This window comes from Sphingobacterium haloxyli (assembly GCF_002980525.1).
Classification (GTDB): Bacteria; Bacteroidota; Bacteroidia; order Sphingobacteriales; family Sphingobacteriaceae; genus Sphingobacterium; species Sphingobacterium haloxyli.
Window position 1 is genome coordinate 18,265 of sequence record NZ_PVBQ01000011.1, and the last position, 17,307, is coordinate 35,571.

The 17,307-nt window shown below is 43.0% G+C and carries 17 protein-coding genes and 2 tRNA genes; 8 read left to right on the top strand and 11 right to left on the bottom strand.

The features are described 5' to 3' along the window. Nucleotides 1-55: 55 nt before the first annotated feature. A complete protein-coding gene (locus tag C5745_RS13690; RefSeq protein WP_105717580.1) occupies nucleotides 56-886 on the bottom strand; it encodes an FKBP-type peptidyl-prolyl cis-trans isomerase in 831 nt (276 codons plus the stop codon). Between the two features lie 170 nt (nucleotides 887-1,056). Between C5745_RS13690 and C5745_RS13695 the strand changes: the two genes are divergently transcribed. Beyond that, complete coding sequence (locus tag C5745_RS13695) at nucleotides 1,057-1,485, top strand: CBS domain-containing protein (protein WP_105717581.1); 429 nt, start codon at nucleotides 1,057-1,059, stop codon at nucleotides 1,483-1,485. Here C5745_RS13695 and C5745_RS13700 read toward each other — a convergent pair. The 5 genes from C5745_RS13700 to panC all read right to left on the bottom strand — a co-directional run bounded on the left by C5745_RS13700 (nucleotide 1,482) and on the right by panC (nucleotide 6,364). Beyond that, the gene (locus C5745_RS13700) at nucleotides 1,482-1,958 is read right to left on the bottom strand and encodes a thioredoxin family protein (RefSeq protein ID WP_105717582.1); all 477 of its coding nucleotides are present in this window, start codon (nucleotides 1,956-1,958) and stop codon (nucleotides 1,482-1,484) included. The genes C5745_RS13695 and C5745_RS13700 overlap by 4 nt on opposite strands. 59 nt (nucleotides 1,959-2,017) lie before the next feature. Beyond that, nucleotides 2,018-4,366, bottom strand: a complete 2,349-nt coding sequence (locus C5745_RS13705; RefSeq protein ID WP_105717583.1) for a TonB-dependent receptor — start codon at nucleotides 4,364-4,366, stop codon at nucleotides 2,018-2,020. 174 nt (nucleotides 4,367-4,540) lie between these two features. Continuing rightward, a complete protein-coding gene (locus C5745_RS13710) occupies nucleotides 4,541-4,915 on the bottom strand; it encodes a hypothetical protein (RefSeq protein WP_105717584.1) in 375 nt (124 codons plus the stop codon). Between the two features lie 48 nt (nucleotides 4,916-4,963). Then, on the bottom strand, nucleotides 4,964-5,314 hold the full coding sequence (gene panD / locus C5745_RS13715; protein ID WP_105717585.1) for an aspartate 1-decarboxylase: 351 nt from the start codon (nucleotides 5,312-5,314) through the stop codon (nucleotides 4,964-4,966). A 204-nt stretch (nucleotides 5,315-5,518) separates the two neighbouring features. Then, nucleotides 5,519-6,364: a pantoate--beta-alanine ligase gene (panC, locus tag C5745_RS13720; protein ID WP_105717586.1), complete on the bottom strand. Its 846-nt coding sequence runs from the start codon at nucleotides 6,362-6,364 to the stop codon at nucleotides 5,519-5,521. Nucleotides 6,365-6,508: 144 nt separating this feature from the next. On the opposite strand from panC, the gene C5745_RS13725 reads away from it, so the two are divergent. The 6 genes from C5745_RS13725 to C5745_RS13750 all read left to right on the top strand — a co-directional run bounded on the left by C5745_RS13725 (nucleotide 6,509) and on the right by C5745_RS13750 (nucleotide 10,799). Then, entirely contained in the window at nucleotides 6,509-7,333 is an 825-nt protein-coding gene (locus C5745_RS13725) for a glycogen/starch synthase (protein ID WP_105717587.1), read from the top strand. Nucleotides 7,334-7,547: 214 nt separating this feature from the next. Continuing rightward, nucleotides 7,548-8,945 carry a Gfo/Idh/MocA family oxidoreductase gene (locus C5745_RS13730; RefSeq protein WP_207795808.1) on the top strand — a complete coding sequence of 466 codons (1,398 nt, stop codon included), beginning with the start codon at nucleotides 7,548-7,550 and terminating at the stop codon, nucleotides 8,943-8,945. Nucleotides 8,946-9,030: 85 nt separating this feature from the next. Then, nucleotides 9,031-9,360, top strand: coding sequence for a DMT family transporter (locus tag C5745_RS13735; protein WP_105717588.1), 330 nt, complete (start codon nucleotides 9,031-9,033; stop codon nucleotides 9,358-9,360). Nucleotides 9,361-9,435: 75 nt separating this feature from the next. After that, the gene (gene prfA, locus C5745_RS13740) at nucleotides 9,436-10,509 is read left to right on the top strand and encodes a peptide chain release factor 1 (RefSeq protein WP_105717589.1); all 1,074 of its coding nucleotides are present in this window, start codon (nucleotides 9,436-9,438) and stop codon (nucleotides 10,507-10,509) included. 73 nt (nucleotides 10,510-10,582) lie between these two features. After that, nucleotides 10,583-10,656, top strand: a tRNA-Asp gene (locus C5745_RS13745). A 69-nt stretch (nucleotides 10,657-10,725) separates the two neighbouring features. Then, nucleotides 10,726-10,799, top strand: a tRNA-Asp gene (locus C5745_RS13750). A 38-nt stretch (nucleotides 10,800-10,837) separates the two neighbouring features. Here C5745_RS13750 and C5745_RS13755 read toward each other — a convergent pair. Then, a complete protein-coding gene (locus tag C5745_RS13755) occupies nucleotides 10,838-11,446 on the bottom strand; it encodes a Crp/Fnr family transcriptional regulator (RefSeq protein WP_165793099.1) in 609 nt (202 codons plus the stop codon). Beyond that, nucleotides 11,404-12,147 carry a UDP-2,3-diacylglucosamine diphosphatase gene (locus C5745_RS13760; RefSeq protein WP_105717591.1) on the bottom strand — a complete coding sequence of 248 codons (744 nt, stop codon included), beginning with the start codon at nucleotides 12,145-12,147 and terminating at the stop codon, nucleotides 11,404-11,406. Before C5745_RS13760 ends, C5745_RS13755 begins: the two co-directional genes overlap by 43 nt. A gap of 88 nt (nucleotides 12,148-12,235) precedes the next feature. On the opposite strand from C5745_RS13760, the gene C5745_RS13765 reads away from it, so the two are divergent. Further along, nucleotides 12,236-14,383, top strand: coding sequence for a prolyl oligopeptidase family serine peptidase (locus C5745_RS13765; RefSeq protein WP_105717592.1), 2,148 nt, complete (start codon nucleotides 12,236-12,238; stop codon nucleotides 14,381-14,383). 100 nt (nucleotides 14,384-14,483) lie between these two features. Here the strand turns inward: C5745_RS13765 and C5745_RS13770 are convergent, their stop codons facing one another. From C5745_RS13770 to C5745_RS13780, 3 genes are all read right to left on the bottom strand, one after another. Further along, entirely contained in the window at nucleotides 14,484-15,131 is a 648-nt protein-coding gene (locus C5745_RS13770; protein WP_105717593.1) for a carbonic anhydrase, read from the bottom strand. 134 nt (nucleotides 15,132-15,265) lie between these two features. Beyond that, nucleotides 15,266-16,840, bottom strand: coding sequence for a SulP family inorganic anion transporter (locus C5745_RS13775; protein WP_105717594.1), 1,575 nt, complete (start codon nucleotides 16,838-16,840; stop codon nucleotides 15,266-15,268). Between the two features lie 101 nt (nucleotides 16,841-16,941). Then, nucleotides 16,942-17,280: a hypothetical protein gene (locus C5745_RS13780; protein ID WP_243403346.1), complete on the bottom strand. Its 339-nt coding sequence runs from the start codon at nucleotides 17,278-17,280 to the stop codon at nucleotides 16,942-16,944. Between the last annotated feature and the right edge of the window lie 27 nt (nucleotides 17,281-17,307).

The following is a 17,307-nucleotide window of genomic DNA, read 5'->3' on the forward strand; positions in this document are numbered from 1 at the left end:
TTTTTTTGGACACGCCCTTTGTACGTTTACTAATTTATAATGTTTCTACTTTTTATTATTCGATGCTCAATACTTCAAACTCGTATACTAACGGTGAGTTAGCAGGGATATCGCCTATTTTTTTGTCGTAAAAAGCCCAATAAGAGGGGGATATCACACGGATATGGCTGCCTTTTTTTAAGCCTTTTGTTGTTAATCCATAGTACGGTACGTTTTCACTGTTCACTCTATACGATTTCGGGAAGAAGGAAATAATCCACACACCATTATAAACATTTGAACTAGATTGGAATGTAGCGAAATCAATATTTTCGTTTTCTCCGGATTGTACCTCGGTGCCGTCCAATAATGATGCTGTATAATTTACTTTAACTTTTGGAGGGACCGGACCAGTTGAGGTGGAGAATTCATACTCAAAAGCCTCGTCATCTTCTTCGGTCGGTACAGCTAACACTTCGAAGTGGATACCTGTTTTAACAGTTTTACCTATTAGAGAAAACGTCTCTTCCCTATCATCTTCCTGCCATCCTCCTGGTGTTTCAGAGGGATTGTCAAGTAAATATTCTTCAATTTTAATCTTATCTGCAGCCAATGAAGCTGCTACCACCTCTTGTTGTCGACGTTGTTCCTCTTCTCTCTCTGCACTGTCATCTTTCATACAAGAACTAAATGCAACTGCGGTGCATAGTAATACAATTAATGGTCTAAATAGAGTTTTCATCCGTTTTTTTCTTTTTTTAATGGTTGATGAGAGCTCTCCCGATAGATCGGGATCGGTTTCATAAATTTTTAATGTCTTTTCTAGATGATAGAACGCAGGTTCATATCGTAATGCTACAGCAAAAGTAAGAAAAATGGTTTTATTTTTTAATTCGCTAAAAAACATTATCTTTAATGGACTAATTCATGTGATAGCCAGCCTATTAGTGTCGATTGTCCCTTCTTATCAATATGGTGCTTCGGCTTATGCTTCCTTAATTAGTGAGAAGAAATTATGAAGACTATCCGCCATTTTTGGCAGAGAGCTTTCATCAACCATTATAAATAAATAATAAGATGAAAACTGTAAAACACATCCTTGAGGGAAAGTCGTCTGTTATCCACGCTGTAAATCCAGACACATCCGTTCTAAACGCTTTGCAAATGATGATGGAAAAAAACATCAGTGCATTGTTGGTTATGGAGGAAGACGCGTTAGTTGGGATTTTCACAGAGCGGGACTATGCTCGAAAAATTGTCTTACAAGGCAAATCTTCCAAAGACACACCTATTCACGTGGTTATGACGCATAACCCGCGAACCATCACCACGGACGAAAAAATTGAAAACTGTATGGAGATGATGACGAACAACCTATTCAGGCATTTGCCGGTGGTAGAAGATCATACCGTTATCGGTATCATTTCTATTGGTGATATTGTCAAACATATTATCGAAGATCAAAAACAAACCATTGACCAACTTCAAAGCTATATTAGTGGTTAGAGCTTATCCTTCAATGCCTTCATCAATTTCTTTCTATCTAGATACTGAAAAAATCGCTGCTCGACGTTGAAATCAGGAGCCAAGATCAGGGTAGTCGGAAAGCTAAGTTCACCATCACGGGTGGCTAACAGCTTTGCCATATTGTGGTATTGCCCTGTACGCTTTTTGGAAGACTCATTTACCACAACTTGTCCATCGAAGCGGACCGTATCCACGGTTTCCGCATCAAATTGTACAGCGTAGTAGTTTCTGTTCAGCTCGTTTACGATATCCGGGCCTGTGAAGACAACCTTTTGCATCTTGCGGCAATAGGCGCACCAGTCGGTATGAAAAAAAAGCAGTACCTTCTTGGGTTTTGTCGCCAGCGAGTCCGATAACTGCTCAAAAGAAAGCCAGTTGACGGTGTTTTTCTGCTGCGCAAAGATGGGTAGATTTAATAGAAGAAAAATGATGGTGCCTATATAACGTATCATGATATTGTTCCTTTCTTTAAATTTGTAGAGACGCCCTAGAAACGTCTCTACAAATTATATTAATGAAAATGCCCAATCCTAATTCCAAAAGTGAATGTTCGTGGTTTCGCGGGTCCGTAGACATAATCCGAGTCGCGCAACGGACCACTATCGAAATCCTTTTGGAAAGCGTTAAACATGTTTTGTATACCCCCAAACAACTCTACGCTAAATTCCTTCCGTATGGGCAATGTGTAACCTAAGCGCAGATTCATTTCCATGAAGTCCCGGGTCGTTTTGAGCAGGAGTGTCTGATCCGACTGGTAATGCGGTGCAATCATGCTGCCGGTATAAACTCCAGTTACATCAACTGCGAATTGTTTGGTCGCTTTGATATTCGTGTTCAAGTAACCATAGGTGTTTGGTGTACGTAGAAAGCGCACAGTAGCGACATCATCCGCCGGGTTTTCGGCTTCGAAGATGATCTGCTCCTCTTTGTATTTCGAACGCTGTATCGTCCCCCCGGCCTGAAAAGTAACGGCGCTGGAGGGAGCGATGCTCAATTCTATATTGGAACCATAAACGGTTGCCCCCGTGCCATTGCGCATTTCTTCCAGAATGATGGCGTCTTCCTCCGAGGTTCGCACATTCGTGAATTGGTTATGTAGTACCGTATAAAAGCCTTCCAACAACAGGCTAGCCTGGGTGCTCCCAAAATTCCGGGTGTAATTAAACGATCCGGTGTAGGCATCGGAAGTTTCCGTTTTTAGGTCTTGTCCCATCAGGACAAATACTTGCTCACCCGCGACCGAGGTGACGTGCATATCCTCATTGAACGCTTGTGGAGCACGGAATCCCCGGGCATATCCACCGCGGAATTGCAATTCGGGGTTGATGTCGTATAGTAGCGTAAAACGAGGGCTAAAGGTGCCAAAGCTTTCGTCTGAGGTACGATGGTGCTGCAAGAGACTGTATTTTCCATCCACCTTGGTGTAATCATAACGGGCACCCATCAAAAGTTTTAACGGGTCGGCTACCTTCCACTCGTACTGCGCGTAACTACCAATACCCTGCGTCTTTTGATCTATGTTCCGGTCGTAACCAGGGATGTCGTCGTTGGTCTCGTTGGTGGTAAGTTCGACGCCGGCTGTCAAGACATCTTTCGCGAAGGTATAGGTGTATTGTCCGCCGGCAACCATGGCAAAATCGCTTGTGACACCGTAAGCATTTGCCGCGGTAACACTGTCCTGACGCGTTCTGGAACCACCTAAACCGCCATAGTAGCTGTCGCGCGTGCTTTTTTGGGCCGATGCGTAAATCGATATTTTATGTTTCCAGTTTCGGGAGTAATGATCGTACGTGGCCCCACCGATGAAAGAGTTGGTCTGGAGCTGCTCCGTAATATCGGTAAAATGCGGCGCGATTTCCAGTCGGTCGCCCCCACGGCGAAACTCATTCAGTACACTCAGGTCCACCGTGATTTTATCGTATTCGGAAGGTTTAAAAAAGGCTTTTGTACCAAAGGTGGTGTTGCGTAGTTTAGTCATTTCCGAGAAACCGTCACCATTGGCATCCCAAGCCTCCCGGTTGCGGTGCATCCCGTAGAAAGTAACCCCTGTGAGTAAATCGTCCGTCACAGTAGATGTGTTGAAGTCGATCGTATTATCCCATGCGCTGCCATCAATTAGGGAGTTGGTGGATTTTACCTGCCAATCATTTTCTACCGGATCTTTCGTAATGATATTGATGGTCCCGGCGATGGCATTAGCGCCGAACAGCGCAGATCCACCACTTCTGACGACTTCGATACGATCGATCATGCTGGTTGGGATTTGATCCAAGCCATAAACGCTATTTAAGGCACTAAATACTGAACGGCTGTTGATCAGTATTTGGGAGTAAGCTCCTTCCATCCCGTTCAGTCGCACCTGAGAGAATCCGCAGTTTTGACAGTTGTTCTCCACGCGCACGCCAGGTTGATAATTTAGGGTCTCCGACATGGCTACAGATTGCGTAGCGTTGAAAAGCTTAGGACTCAATACGTTCACCACGACAGGGGCGTCACGCCGGTCAAGACCATAGCGAGTGGCACTGACCACGACCTCGTTTAGATTTAAGTTGTCTTCCTGCAAGATAATATGCAGGACGTCGTTTGTACCACTTTGCACTGTTTTTCTATCGGTTTGGTAGCCGACAGCACGCGTGATGATTGTCATTTTTCCATTTGACACATCAGAGAGAAGAAACTCTCCATCCTCATTCGTTGAGGTAGCGTTGCCCGAGCCGTCGACAAGTACCGTGGCTTGACCGATCGGACTACCATCTGGTCCGGTTACTTTTCCGTTCAATGATGTTTGTGAAAATAGGGTAATTGGAAATATATAGAGTAAAGCTAAAAGAAAAAGCTTGTAGTTGTATCTTTTTGTCATGTAAGTAAATCATAATAAATACGCATCAGGCGTTAAGACGTCCATGATGTCGTTAAATGAATGAAATGAGCAAAGAGGTCTGTGAAAAAATGGTGATAACCACAATATTGTGCAGACCAGATTACGTAATCATTAATTGTCTTTGTTGTTCCGATGGATATTCGGAAGTTGAGATTAGGATAGAAAAAGGGCAGGGGGTCCCCGTAAGTCGTAGTGAATGAGTGGGGTGGAAGGTGCGTTTTCCGTTAGCTCTGCATGATGTATGCAAAGCATAATGGGTGCGATGGCGAGTTCGAACGCTTGTAAATCATTCGCCACGAATACGCCTGCAAATACGACATCTAAGAAATGTATTTCATCATCGGAATGGTGGTGATGCTCAGGATGTCCCTTTTGAGTGAAGTCATAGGGGTGAATGTGTGTAACAATCTCTCCTGTTGAGGTGACTTCCTTGTGCATAAATACAACACCGCTGGTGATAATAACCACCATCCATAAGCTTAATGACCAAGCGACGAAAATACGGTATGTAGTACTCAATTTATGCATGACGATATCGTGCGTTGCTATTTGCGAAGTTACAAAATGCTATCGGAACTACAGTGTCAATTTATTGTTATGGTCGGGAAATAGCAGAGCAGGCTTGTGTACTTTTGCTTCTTCAGGCGTCATGCTCGCATAGGAAATGATAATAATGATATCGCCTACCTGCACCAAGCGGGCGGCAGCGCCATTAAGACAAATAGTACCTGTTCCGCGTTCGCCTGGAATAACATAGGTCTCTAATCGAGCCCCGTTATTGTTGTTTACAATCTGCACCTTTTCGTTCGCAACAATATTTGCTGCATCCATCAAATCTTCATCAATCGTGATGCTTCCCACGTAGTTCAGCTCCGCCTGCGTAACACGAACCCGATGAATCTTTGATTTCATTACTTCAATCAACATAATACAAAATTACCTAATTTTTTTTAATTATATGGTGTCGGGTTTCGTAACCCATCATAGATATTGCACAATCCCCTCCTTAACCTAAATTGTCCCATCCGGAGATTTGAGGTATGTAGAAACTCATCCTTAGTACAGTCCATTTTCTCAAATATCCGAAGGGACGAGTTTTTTGCTTCTTTTTTTCGGGAAAAAAGAAGAGAACTAATCCAATAACATATTATCAATCAACCTTACCCCTTCCACCCAAGCAACCAGTAGCGCAACATGTTTTTTTCTGGGGTCGATCTGGTCGATTTCTTCTAACGAACGTGTTTCACAGATGGCTAAATATTCGACTTCGATTTCTCCCTCTTGATGGAGGATGTCTAGTGCTTCTGTTCGAAGTGCGGTTAGGTTCCGAATCTTAAAATAGCGTTCGATATGACGTAATGAACGGTATAATGCCAGCGCTTTATGTTCCCCCTCCGCCGAAAGACGCATATTACGGGAACTTAACGCAAGCCCCTCCTCGTTTCTAATTGTAGGGCAAATATGGAGGATGACGGGTAGTTTCTTTACATCAATTAACCGTTGGATGACCATTATTTGCTGGAAGTCTTTTTGGCCAAAGCAGGCAACATCGGGTTCAACTAAGCAGAACAGCTTATATACGATCTGGGTTACACCTTGAAAGTGCCCCGGTCGCTTTTCTCCCTCCCATACCTTTTCTAGGCTTCCTAGGTCAAGGTGCCACGGCTCCCCGGTTTTTGGATACATTTCTTCCACCGTCGGCATAAAAGCGATATCACAGTGGATTCCTTGTAACAATTGTAAGTCATTTTCTTCCGGACGTGGATACCTTTCAAGGTCGCTCGGATCGTTAAATTGAGTGGGGTTTACAAAAATACTACAGACCACGACATCAGCAATTTCTTTGGCTTCCTTTATTAATGTAAGGTGTCCCTCGTGAAGTGCTCCCATAGTTGGTACGAGCGCTATGCGCTGCTTGGTTTCACGCAATTCACCAAGATAACTTCGAAGGGCTTGTTTTGTTCTAAATATCCTCACCGCAAAACGTTAAATAAGGGCGCAAATTTGCAGAAATAAATCGGTAATATAAAGGGATGAAACTTAATGAATTGTAAAATTCATAAAAAAGTCGTATCTTTGTGGACCGATTTTACTGTTCGATAAATAAATAAAGAATTGGAGATGGCAAAAACGAAAATATTGTTTGTAACCCATGAGATGTCGCCTTTCCTTGAAATAAGCAAAATTTCTGAAATAACACGCCAGTTACCACAAGCGATGCAAGAAAAAGGATTTGAAATCCGTATTTTGATGCCGCGTTTCGGTAATATTAATGAGCGCAGAAATCGGCTTCATGAAGTGATAAGGTTGTCGGGAATGAACATCGTGGTGGATAGCAATGATAATCCGCTCATTATTAAGGTTGCTTCATTACCCACTGCACGCATGCAGGTGTATTTTTTAGATAATGAAGAGTATTTTCAGCGGAAGAAGGTTTTTCGTGACGACAAAGGTGCTTTTTTTGCAGACAACAACGAGCGTTCGTTGTTCTTCTGTAAAGGTGTATTAGAGACGGTTAAGAAGTTAGGATGGTCACCGGACGTGGTGCACTGCCATGGTTGGTTTTCCGCTATGGTTCCGGCGTATTTGAAAACAGCTTACAAAGATGATCCTACATTCAAGGATGCTAAAGTGATGTATTCCCTTTATGCAAACGAAGACTTCGATGCTATTGGAGGGAAATACGGAGCAATGGCGGCGCAAAGTGACATGCGTGCTGAGGAAGCGGCCCCTTACGGTGAAGGATCTTATGTAGACCTATACAAAGGTGCGCTTTCTTACACCGATATAGCTGTATTTGCTGACGGAGATATCCATCCGGAACTTAAAATCTATGTGGAAGAAAACGGGATTCGTAGTTTCTCGCCTCAAGGGGATGCGGACTATGAAGGGTTTGCAGAAGTATTCGAGGAGTTTTCCACAGCTGATATAGAGGAGACGGCTTAGTTTTCATAATTAGTAGTTTTTATAATTTTAAAGGTTGAAGGTGCGATGAAAGTCGCACCTTTTTTTGTTTGCTACAGTGCTATTTTTAAGAAAAATAGATACAAGGGGAGGATAGCGCTTGATTATATTTGGTCGATACCAAGTTTTTTCTTATTTTGGATTACTAACTGTGAAAGGTTGAAAAACAGCATAAACTATTATAAACGGAAATAACATGGAGAATTTTTCGAGAAAATCATTTTTGCAGGCTTTAGCGATGCTTGCCGCAGGATCGGCCGTGTCGCTGCCCGCCAACGCATTCGGCCTACGTCGGAAACTTAGAGTCACCTTGGTTGGTACCGGTATACGCGGGATTTCCTTTTGGGGTCGTCGCTTGGTAGAGCAGTACCCGGACCAGTTGGAATTTGTGGGTCTAAGTGATATCAATCCCGGCAGACTACAGTACGGAAAAACCTACATGAAAGTGAACTGTCCCACCTTCGTGAGCTTTGAGGAAATGCTATGCGAGACGAAACCGGACTTGGTCATCGTGTGTACGACAGATTCATCTCACCATGAGCAGACTATTGCTGGGTTGGCTGCTGGTTGTGACGTGCTTACTGAAAAGCCGCTGACAACCGATGAAGTAAAAGCACAAGCAATTCTGAATGCCGAACGCCGGTACGGTAAAAAACTGATTGTTGGGTTCAATTATCGATGGAGTCCCTATATGACGAAAATTAAAGAGTTGATCATGAATGGGGAAATCGGGGAAGTTACCTCGGTCGATTTTAATTGGTATCTCAATGTCCATCACGGTGCGTCTTATTTCCGTCGTTGGCATGGGTTGATGGATAAGGGCGGGTCTTTATGGATACATAAGGCTACGCACCATTTTGATTTACTCAATTGGTGGCTAGATTCGGAACCTGATGAAGTCTTTGCTTATGGAGCATTGGAGCACTACGGTAAAAATGGGGCATTCAGAGGGGCAAACTGTCGAAGCTGCACACATAAAAAAGAGTGCAACTACTATTGGGATATCACCAAAGATTCCCATGCAATGAACCTATATGTAGCTAACGAAGCACATGACGGGTATGTCCGCGATGGATGTGTGTATCGGAATGAGATTGATATTTACGACAAGATGTCAGCGCAAATTAAATATGCGAATGGAGCTATTGCTAATTACTCGCTGACCACCTATTCCCCGTTTGAGGGCTGGCGCATCGCGTTTAATGGACAAAAGGGGCGTATCGAGGCTTGGCTTGACATCCCTTGGATGAAAAATGATAGCTTGGATCAAGAGAGTTTACATGCTGCGGAGATGCAGCAAGTCGAAAACGTCGACATCATCCATGAACCGCTTGTCCTTTATAAGAACTGGCAGGATTATCAGCTCATTCAAGTAGCTAGCGAACGTGCTGGTCATGGTGGCGGCGACCGTCGGCTGCATGATAAATTGTTCAAACAACCAGAAGCTCCTGATCCATATGGACATTCGGCTGGTCTGCGAGATGGTGTAATGTCTATTCTAATTGGTGTAGCCGCCCGTCGCAGTATCGAGAAGGGTGGTCCTGTCAAAATCGGTTCATTGACTGATTTAAAACCAATGGCCAAACGAGGATAGTGAATATAGCCTTCTGTTTTTTTTATCATTTGTAAAAAGGATTCTGTTTTTGTATCCGGATCTTTGTTGTAAATAATAAAAAACTATGAACTGGATTATATTAATTATTGCGGGGTTATTTGAAGTAGGATTTACATCGTGCTTGGGGAAAGCTAAACACACAACCGGAACAGAAATGTATCTTTGGTATGGAGGCTTTGGCCTATGTCTGACCGTCAGTATGCTGCTGTTGATGAAAGCCACGCAGGCGCTACCACTCGGAACGGCTTATGCTGTTTGGACGGGTATCGGTGCAGTCGGGACAGTGCTCGTAGGCGTTTTTATATTTAAAGAACCTACTGATTTTTGGCGCGTATTTTTTATTTTTACATTGATTGCCTCTATTATTGGCCTCAAGGTCGTTTCCGCACATTAATACCAAAAAAATACGTACTTTTGTGCCTGATAAAAATGGAAAATACCTTTCCGTTTATTAAGAGCATTACGCACTATGTTAGAGAAACTACAAGCTATAAAGGGACGTTGGGAAGAGGTAGAGGCCGAACTAAGTAATCCCGATACCATCAATGATATGAAGCGTTTTGCCAAGTTGAATAAGGAGTATAAAGACTTGGGGAAGATCGTAGAGCAATATCACATCTATAGAAATATCGTTAGTAATATCGATACTAGCAAAGATATACTCGCCAATGAAAAAGATCAGGAGCTACGGGAGATGGCGAAAGAAGAGCTCGATCTCTTACTGACAGAAAAAGAGGAGAAAGAAGAAGAAATTCGATTGATGCTTATCCCTAAGGACCCTGAAGACGGGAAAAATGCTATTATTGAAATTCGGGGTGGTACAGGAGGTGATGAAGCCGCTTTGTTTGCCGGCGATTTGTATAGGATGTATACTCGTTTTTTTGAAACAAAGGGCTGGCGCACGGAAGTAATGGATGTGACAGAGGGGACGTCTGGTGGATATAAGGAAGTTATTTTAAAAGTGATCGGCGAGGATGTGTATGGTCAATTGAAATACGAATCGGGTGTACATCGCGTACAGCGTGTTCCAGATACCGAAACGCAGGGGCGTGTCCACACATCGGCAGCTTCGGTAGCTGTTCTGCCAGAAGCAGAAGATGTCGACGTCGAATTGAACCCGGGAGACATCGAATTGCAAACCTCCCGTTCGGGAGGAGCAGGTGGCCAGAACGTCAACAAAGTAGAGACGAAAGTGCAATTGACACACAAGCCTTCTGGAATTGTAGTGGTGTGTCAAGTTGAACGCTCCCAGTTAGCAAATCGTGAGCTTGCGATGGAGATGCTTCGGAATAAGTTATACGAGCTCGAGGTTCAGAAAAAACATGGCGATGTAGCGGCTAAACGTAAAACAATGGTATCTACAGGGGACCGTTCTGCTAAGGTACGGACATACAATTATCCGCAAGGACGCGTTACTGAACACCGTATTGGTATGACACTCTATAATCTCCCCGCCGTTATGGATGGTGATATTCAGGGTATTATAGATGCACTGCAATTTGCAGAGAACGCAGAGAAAATGAAAGAGGGAGCAGTGGACTAAATTTTTTAAAAAAAATTTCGACATTCTGTAAAATACACCTATATTTGCACACCTTCAAACGGGAAGGAAATTAGGTCTGGTAGTTCAGCTGGTTAGAATACATGCCTGTCACGCATGGGGTCGCGGGTTCGAGTCCCGTCCAGACCGCTAAAATAAATGGAGCGCTGCTTCAAAAGTTCTTAAAACATACGTTCTCAAAAAAAAGAGAAGAAATTAGGTCTGGTAGTTCAGCTGGTTAGAATACATGCCTGTCACGCATGGGGTCGCGGGTTCGAGTCCCGTCCAGACCGCTAAAAAGAAAAGGTGTCTTTATATAAAGGCGCCTTTTTTATTTTTCTGACGACTCTCCTTGTTTTCCACGAATTCTACTCAGTGTAACTTGTGATATGCCTAAGTATGAAGCGATAAAACCGAGTTTAATTTGCTTAACAAGTTCCGGTGCACGATTTAACAGGTCTTGATAGCTTTCGCTTGCTGTTTTAAACAGTTTTGACATGAGCCGATACTCAATTTTCAGCGTCTCTACTTCGGCGAGTTTCCTGCCCCAATTGGCTATACCTAAGGTATTGGCAAAGAGCGATTGTAGCTGGGCAACATGGATGCGATACGCTGTTACCGGCTCAAGGGATTGTATCGTTTCGTAACCGGGTTTGCCATGTACGTAGCTATTTAAAGAAATGAGGGCATCGCCGGGAAAAGCGAAGTCTAAAATAACCTCCCGATGTTCTTTGTAGTAAAATATACGACAAGACCCCGTCTTTAAAAAATAAAGATAACGGGAATTTTTACCCGTCTCTATAATATTATCATGTTTCTTAAACGTAACTTCTTCGAAAAGTATCAATAGGGCTTGTTGATCTTCTGCCTTTAATGGGGCAATGCGTCGGATAATCGTTAGGGCGTCCATTTCTTCAATTCCAATTGTTTGGTGTCCCATACAGCATAGGTACAAGTGTGCATCCATTCGCCTAGATTAATGATGCGGCTGCTTTCACGGAGTTCGATGTCGTATGGGAGGTGACGATGCCCAAAGATAAAATAATCGAAATGCTCCTCTTGCAGCAATTCCTTGGCATACTGAATTAACCATTCTCGATCTTCTCCTAAGAAACGTTCTTCGTCCAGGTTTGCCGCACGACTGTGACTGGACCATCTTTGGGCGATCCCAATACCCAAGTTAGGATGTAATCTAGCGAAGAGCCACTGACAAACCTTGCTTCGAAAAAAAGCTTTCAGAAACTTATACTTTGTGTCCCCTGGGCCTAGCCCATCTCCATGGTGAATATAAAACCGTTTACCATCGATATCCAATATCATCTCATTCTCGACAATATTGGCGTCTAGCTGTTCTTTTAAATAACCGAACATCCACATGTCGTGGTTCCCTTTAAAGAGTGTTATCGCTACGCCGAGGTCTGCCAATTCCGCTAATTTGCCGAGGAATCGGATAAATCCTTTAGGAACTACAGTACTGTATTCAAACCAGAAATCAAAAATATCGCCCACCAAAAAGAGTGCCTTTGCGTCGTGTTTGATGTGGTCCAGCCAAGCGACCAGCCGCCGCTCCCGTTCAAGAGAAGCTGCTTTGGGTGTAACACCCAAATGAAAATCCGACGCAAAGTATATTTTATCTCTCATGTATATAAAAGACAAAATTAGCAAATAACAGGGATAATCGACTGTCCCAAAAAAATCTTATCTTGCGGATGGTTTAAAAAAATAGATTATGAATAAAAATTTAGGCATTATTCTTATGGCGGTGGCGTTTACAGCCTGTAACCAGGAGAATGTTATCGAATCAAAAGAAGACATCGTGCTAAAACCTTATCCAAAAACGGAAAAAATCGATCAGAAAGATGCGTATTTCGGAGCTACTGTTGAAGACCCATACCGTTGGCTGGAAGATGACTTATCCGCTGAAACTAAGCAATGGGTAACTGCTCAAAACGAAGTGACCCAGGATTACTTAGGCCAAATTCCATTTCGAGAAGCCATTCATAAACGCTTAGAAAGTCTATGGAATTACGAGAAAGAGGGTGCCCCAATTAAAGAGGGGGATTATATCTATTTCTATAAAAATGATGGGCTTCAGAACCAATACGTGCTCTGGCGTAAGAAAGGCGAAGATGGAGAAGAAGAGATTTTCCTGGACCCGAATAAGTTTTCCGAAGACGGGACAAGTTCCCTAGCTGGGATATCATTTTCGAAAGACGGTTCATTAGTCGCCTATCAGATTTCTGAAGGCGGGTCGGACTGGAGGAAGGTTGTGGTGATGAAAACGGAGGATAAAGCTGTTGTAGGCGATACATTGGTAGATGTTAAGTTCTCGGGACTGGCATGGAAAGGAAACGAGGGGATTTATTATAGTAGCTATGATAAGCCAAAAGAAGGGTCCGCATTATCCGCCATGACAGATCAACATAAACTATATTTCCATAAATTAAATACGTCACAGGCCGAAGATGAGCTGGTGTTTGGTGGACCAACGATGCCACGTCGTTATCTTGGAGCCGGGTTAACTGAGGATGAACGCTTTTTGATCGTATCGGCTGCAAATGCTACCTCGGGCAATGAACTTTATATAAAAGATCTTTCTTCCCCCGGTGCTGGGTTCGTAACGGTAGTGGGCAACATGGATAAAAACCATGAGATTATAGACAATGACGGATCTAAATTGTTCCTTTACACGGAACTGGATGCACCAAATGGACGCGTAGTAACGGTTAATGCTGCTACTCCACAGCCTGAAAACTGGGAGACATTAATCGCTGAAACGGAGCAAGCACTGTCACCAAGCGTAGGTGGAGGTAAAATATTTGCTAATTACCTGAAAGATGCGGCTTCGCTTATAAAACAATACGACCGAAATGGGAAACTAGAAAGGGAAATCGAGCTACCAGGTATAGGATCCGCAGGTGGCTTTGACGCGAAATTGGAAGACGAGGATCTATATTATTCGTTTACGAACTATGTGAATCCAGTTACGATCTACAGATATGATATCGCATCTGGAAAGTCGGAAATTTATAAAGAATCGGCGATTAACTTTGACCCGTCTAACTACGAATCGAAGCAAGTATTCTTTACATCTAAAGATGGAACAAAGGTTCCGATGATCATTACGTATAAAAAAGGCATTACGTTAGATGGATCAAATCCGACGATGTTGTATGGCTATGGCGGATTTAATATCAGCTTGACACCTTCTTTTTCTACCAGTAACATTATCTTGTTGGAACAAGGGGGCGTTTATGCTGTGGCTAATCTCCGCGGAGGGGGGGAATATGGTGAGCGCTGGCATCTCGCTGGTACACAGATGAATAAGCAAAACGTATTTGATGATTTTATCACGGCAGCAGAGTACCTGATCGATCAGCAATATACGTCCCCGGATAAGCTGGCTATTGCCGGAGGTTCCAATGGGGGGCTATTGGTTGGAGCGAGTATGACACAACGACCTGAACTCTTCAAGGTGGCTTTCCCGGCGGTTGGTGTGTTGGACATGTTACGTTACCATAAATTTACCGCGGGTGCAGGCTGGGCGTTCGATTATGGTACTTCTGAAGATAGCCGAGAGATGTTCGAATACTTGTATAATTATTCGCCTTATCACGCGTTGAAGCCTGGCACCGCTTATCCGGCGACTATGGTAACTACTGCGGATCACGACGACCGTGTAGTGCCAGCACATTCGTTTAAATTCGCTGCGCGGTTGCAAGAGTACCATAAAGGAGATAATCCTGTTTTAATTCGCATCGACACGAAAGCGGGACACGGCGCCGGTAAATCAACTGAAATGGTCATTGCAGAGCAAACCGATAAATGGGCATTCATGCTTCAAAATATGGGAGTAGGATACAAAGAGATAAAATAAATGAAACAGGGCCGTCGGAAAGACGTCTTGTAAAAAAGAAAGGCACCTCCAACGGGTGCCTTTCTCAATAAATCTTAAACTTGTTTTAAATTTTTCCTTCCTATTGGAAAGCAAAAACTTTTCCTAACGTTTCGTTATTTGTAAACGTATTGTTTAAATCATTAAGTTTTCCGCTGCCAATATCGATAACCATGCCATGGACAGCTAATGGTTGTCCGTTTTTCCAGGCATTCTGTACAATAGACGTCGTGCAGAGGTTAAAGACCTGCTCCTTCACATTAAGCTCTATCAGTCGATTTACCTTTTCGTCATGGTCTTCAAGACCATCGATTTCGGCAGCGTGCAGACGATAGACATCTTTAATATGGCATAACCAGTTGTCAATAACACCGAATTGTTTACGGCTTAGCGATGCAGCAACTCCACCGCAACCATAATGACCGGCTACCACGATGTGTTTTACTTTCAATACGTTTACAGCATAGTCTAAGACGGATAGCATGCTCATATCCGAGTGTACACACATGTTGGCGATGTTGCGGTGTACGAACACTTCGCCAGGCTTCGAACCTACTATTTCGTTGGCTGGAACGCGGCTATCTGCACAACCAATCCAGAGGATCTCTGGACTTTGTCCTTTAGCCAATTGTTCAAATCGTCCGGATGTATCATTTTTAACAAACTCTATCCAAGACTTGTTACCTTCTAATATTTTCTGAAAACCTAGTTCTAGTTCTTTATTTTCCATAATGATAATTTGTTGTTTCTTATGATGTTAAAGCTGGTTGCATGAAATCAACCAAGTTAGTACATTCTCGTAAATTTAATTATAAATATTTGTTTTTTGCTACCCGTCTGTACCGATGATGTTCTCGAGCAGTGTTATACTTCTACTTGCTCTTGTTTTACGACTACTTCTCGATTTTTTTTGTAGGTGATAGCATCTAGCTCTATATCAATACCTTTGCTCATCGCATTCATTTGAAAATCTTTGAGAACTTCGATGACATCTTTATCGATGAATTTGCTAAATCGTCCGTCAATTCGAATGGCTTGTACACCCTTCGGTAAGCTGTAGAGTTTTTGTTGAATAGGTACTTTGTTGAGAAAAGATACTTCTTCTGCAAGCGTCATAGTGACCTTTTTTTCGCCATTTTCCTCACTAATTTCCATTTTGAAGGCGTTTTGCATATTTGCACGAATAATATAGAATAAGGCTACTACGATACCTATCCCCACTCCCATCAACAAGTCAGTAAATACAACCGCTACGATGGTTGCAGCGAAGGGAATAAATTGATCCAATCCTTTACGTAGCATTTTTTTAAACAAGCTTGGGTTAGCCAGCTTGTAGCCCGTATGGAGCAGTATGGCCGCTAAACAGGACAACGGGATCAAATTGATGAGTGTAGGTATGGCTAGAACTGCTACTAGAAGCCATAGGCCATGCAACATGGCAGACTGGCGTGTGCGACCCCCGGCTTGTGCGTTTGCGGAAGAACGTACGATAACAGATGTCAAGGGAAGTCCACCTAGAAAGCCACTAGTCATATTACCAACGCCTTGGGCCACCAGTTCTCTATTGGTCGGCGTAACGCGTTTAAAGGGATCTATCTTATCGATAGCTTCGATACTAAGCAATGTTTCTAAACTGGCAATGATAGCAATCGTAAAGGCAACTATCCATACATCTTTATTCAAAATCTGAGTGAAATCAGGAAAAATGAATAGTTGTGTAAATTCTTGGAACGAGCTCACGATGGGGATCATCACAAAATGATTTTGACTTAACTGCATACCGGACCCTTGAAAAACGGATGCTAAACCGACGCCCAATAACACGACGACAAGTGGGGCAGGTACTTTATTGATACCTTTTATTTTTGGCCAATAAATAAGTATGGCAAGCGACAGGAAGCAGATGATAGTAGCTCCCCAGTTTACGCCTGATAAAACTGTATCTTGAAAAGCAGCTACACCTCCACCGGCATCGAGTTCGAAAGCGTGTTCTTCTGATAGCCCAAAAGCCAACGGTATTTGTTTAAGTATAATGGTTATACCGATCGCGGCCAACATGCCTAAAATTACAGCTGATGGAAAATAGTTTCCAATCATACCCGCTTTGATGATCCCCAAAACGAGTTGGACGATACCCGCGATGACAACGGCGAGCAAAAATGTTTCGTACGCACCTAATTGTTCGATGGCACCTAATACAATTACCGTTAAACCAGCTGCGGGACCGCTCACGCTGAGCGGAGATTTACTCATTGATGCGACAACCAATCCACCAATAATACCTGTTAATAAACCGGCGAATAATGGCGCACCGGAAGCCATAGCAATACCCAAACAGAGTGGTAGCGCTACAAGAAACACTACAATACTTGATGGGAAATCATATTTTAAGTCCCTTTTTGATAATTTAAAAAAAGCGGACAGACGAGTTCCTGACATAAAACTAAAATTTTAATCCGTTATCTATTCAAATAAACTAAACCAATAAAACGTTCTTGAAGCTGAATAAAACCTCAAAAAAAATTGAATGTAAGATAGGATTAACTGTTGGGGGGTGGGGGAGGAACGGACGGATGGAACACGCTAAAAAGTCCTTCGTTTTTCAAGTAACGCTTCTCTTTACCTAGGTTCTCGATAACCGGGCAAAATGAAAGATAATCAGAAGTTGTTGTGAAAAGCTTTGCGCTTGCTTCATGTAAATCCTCAGAAGCGTTATTTCCTTTTGCAGCATTCTCAATTTCTAATTGAAGAACAACCTGCAAAATGGTTCCTTGGTCGAGTATGTTGACAAACATAGGCGTAGCCGAAATCAGCATCTTTGTCATAAAGATGGCAAAACACAATTTCGCTGCTAGTATCTTTGTCGTCTTCGTTATCACGCTCTTTTATTTTGTTCTTTCCAAAAA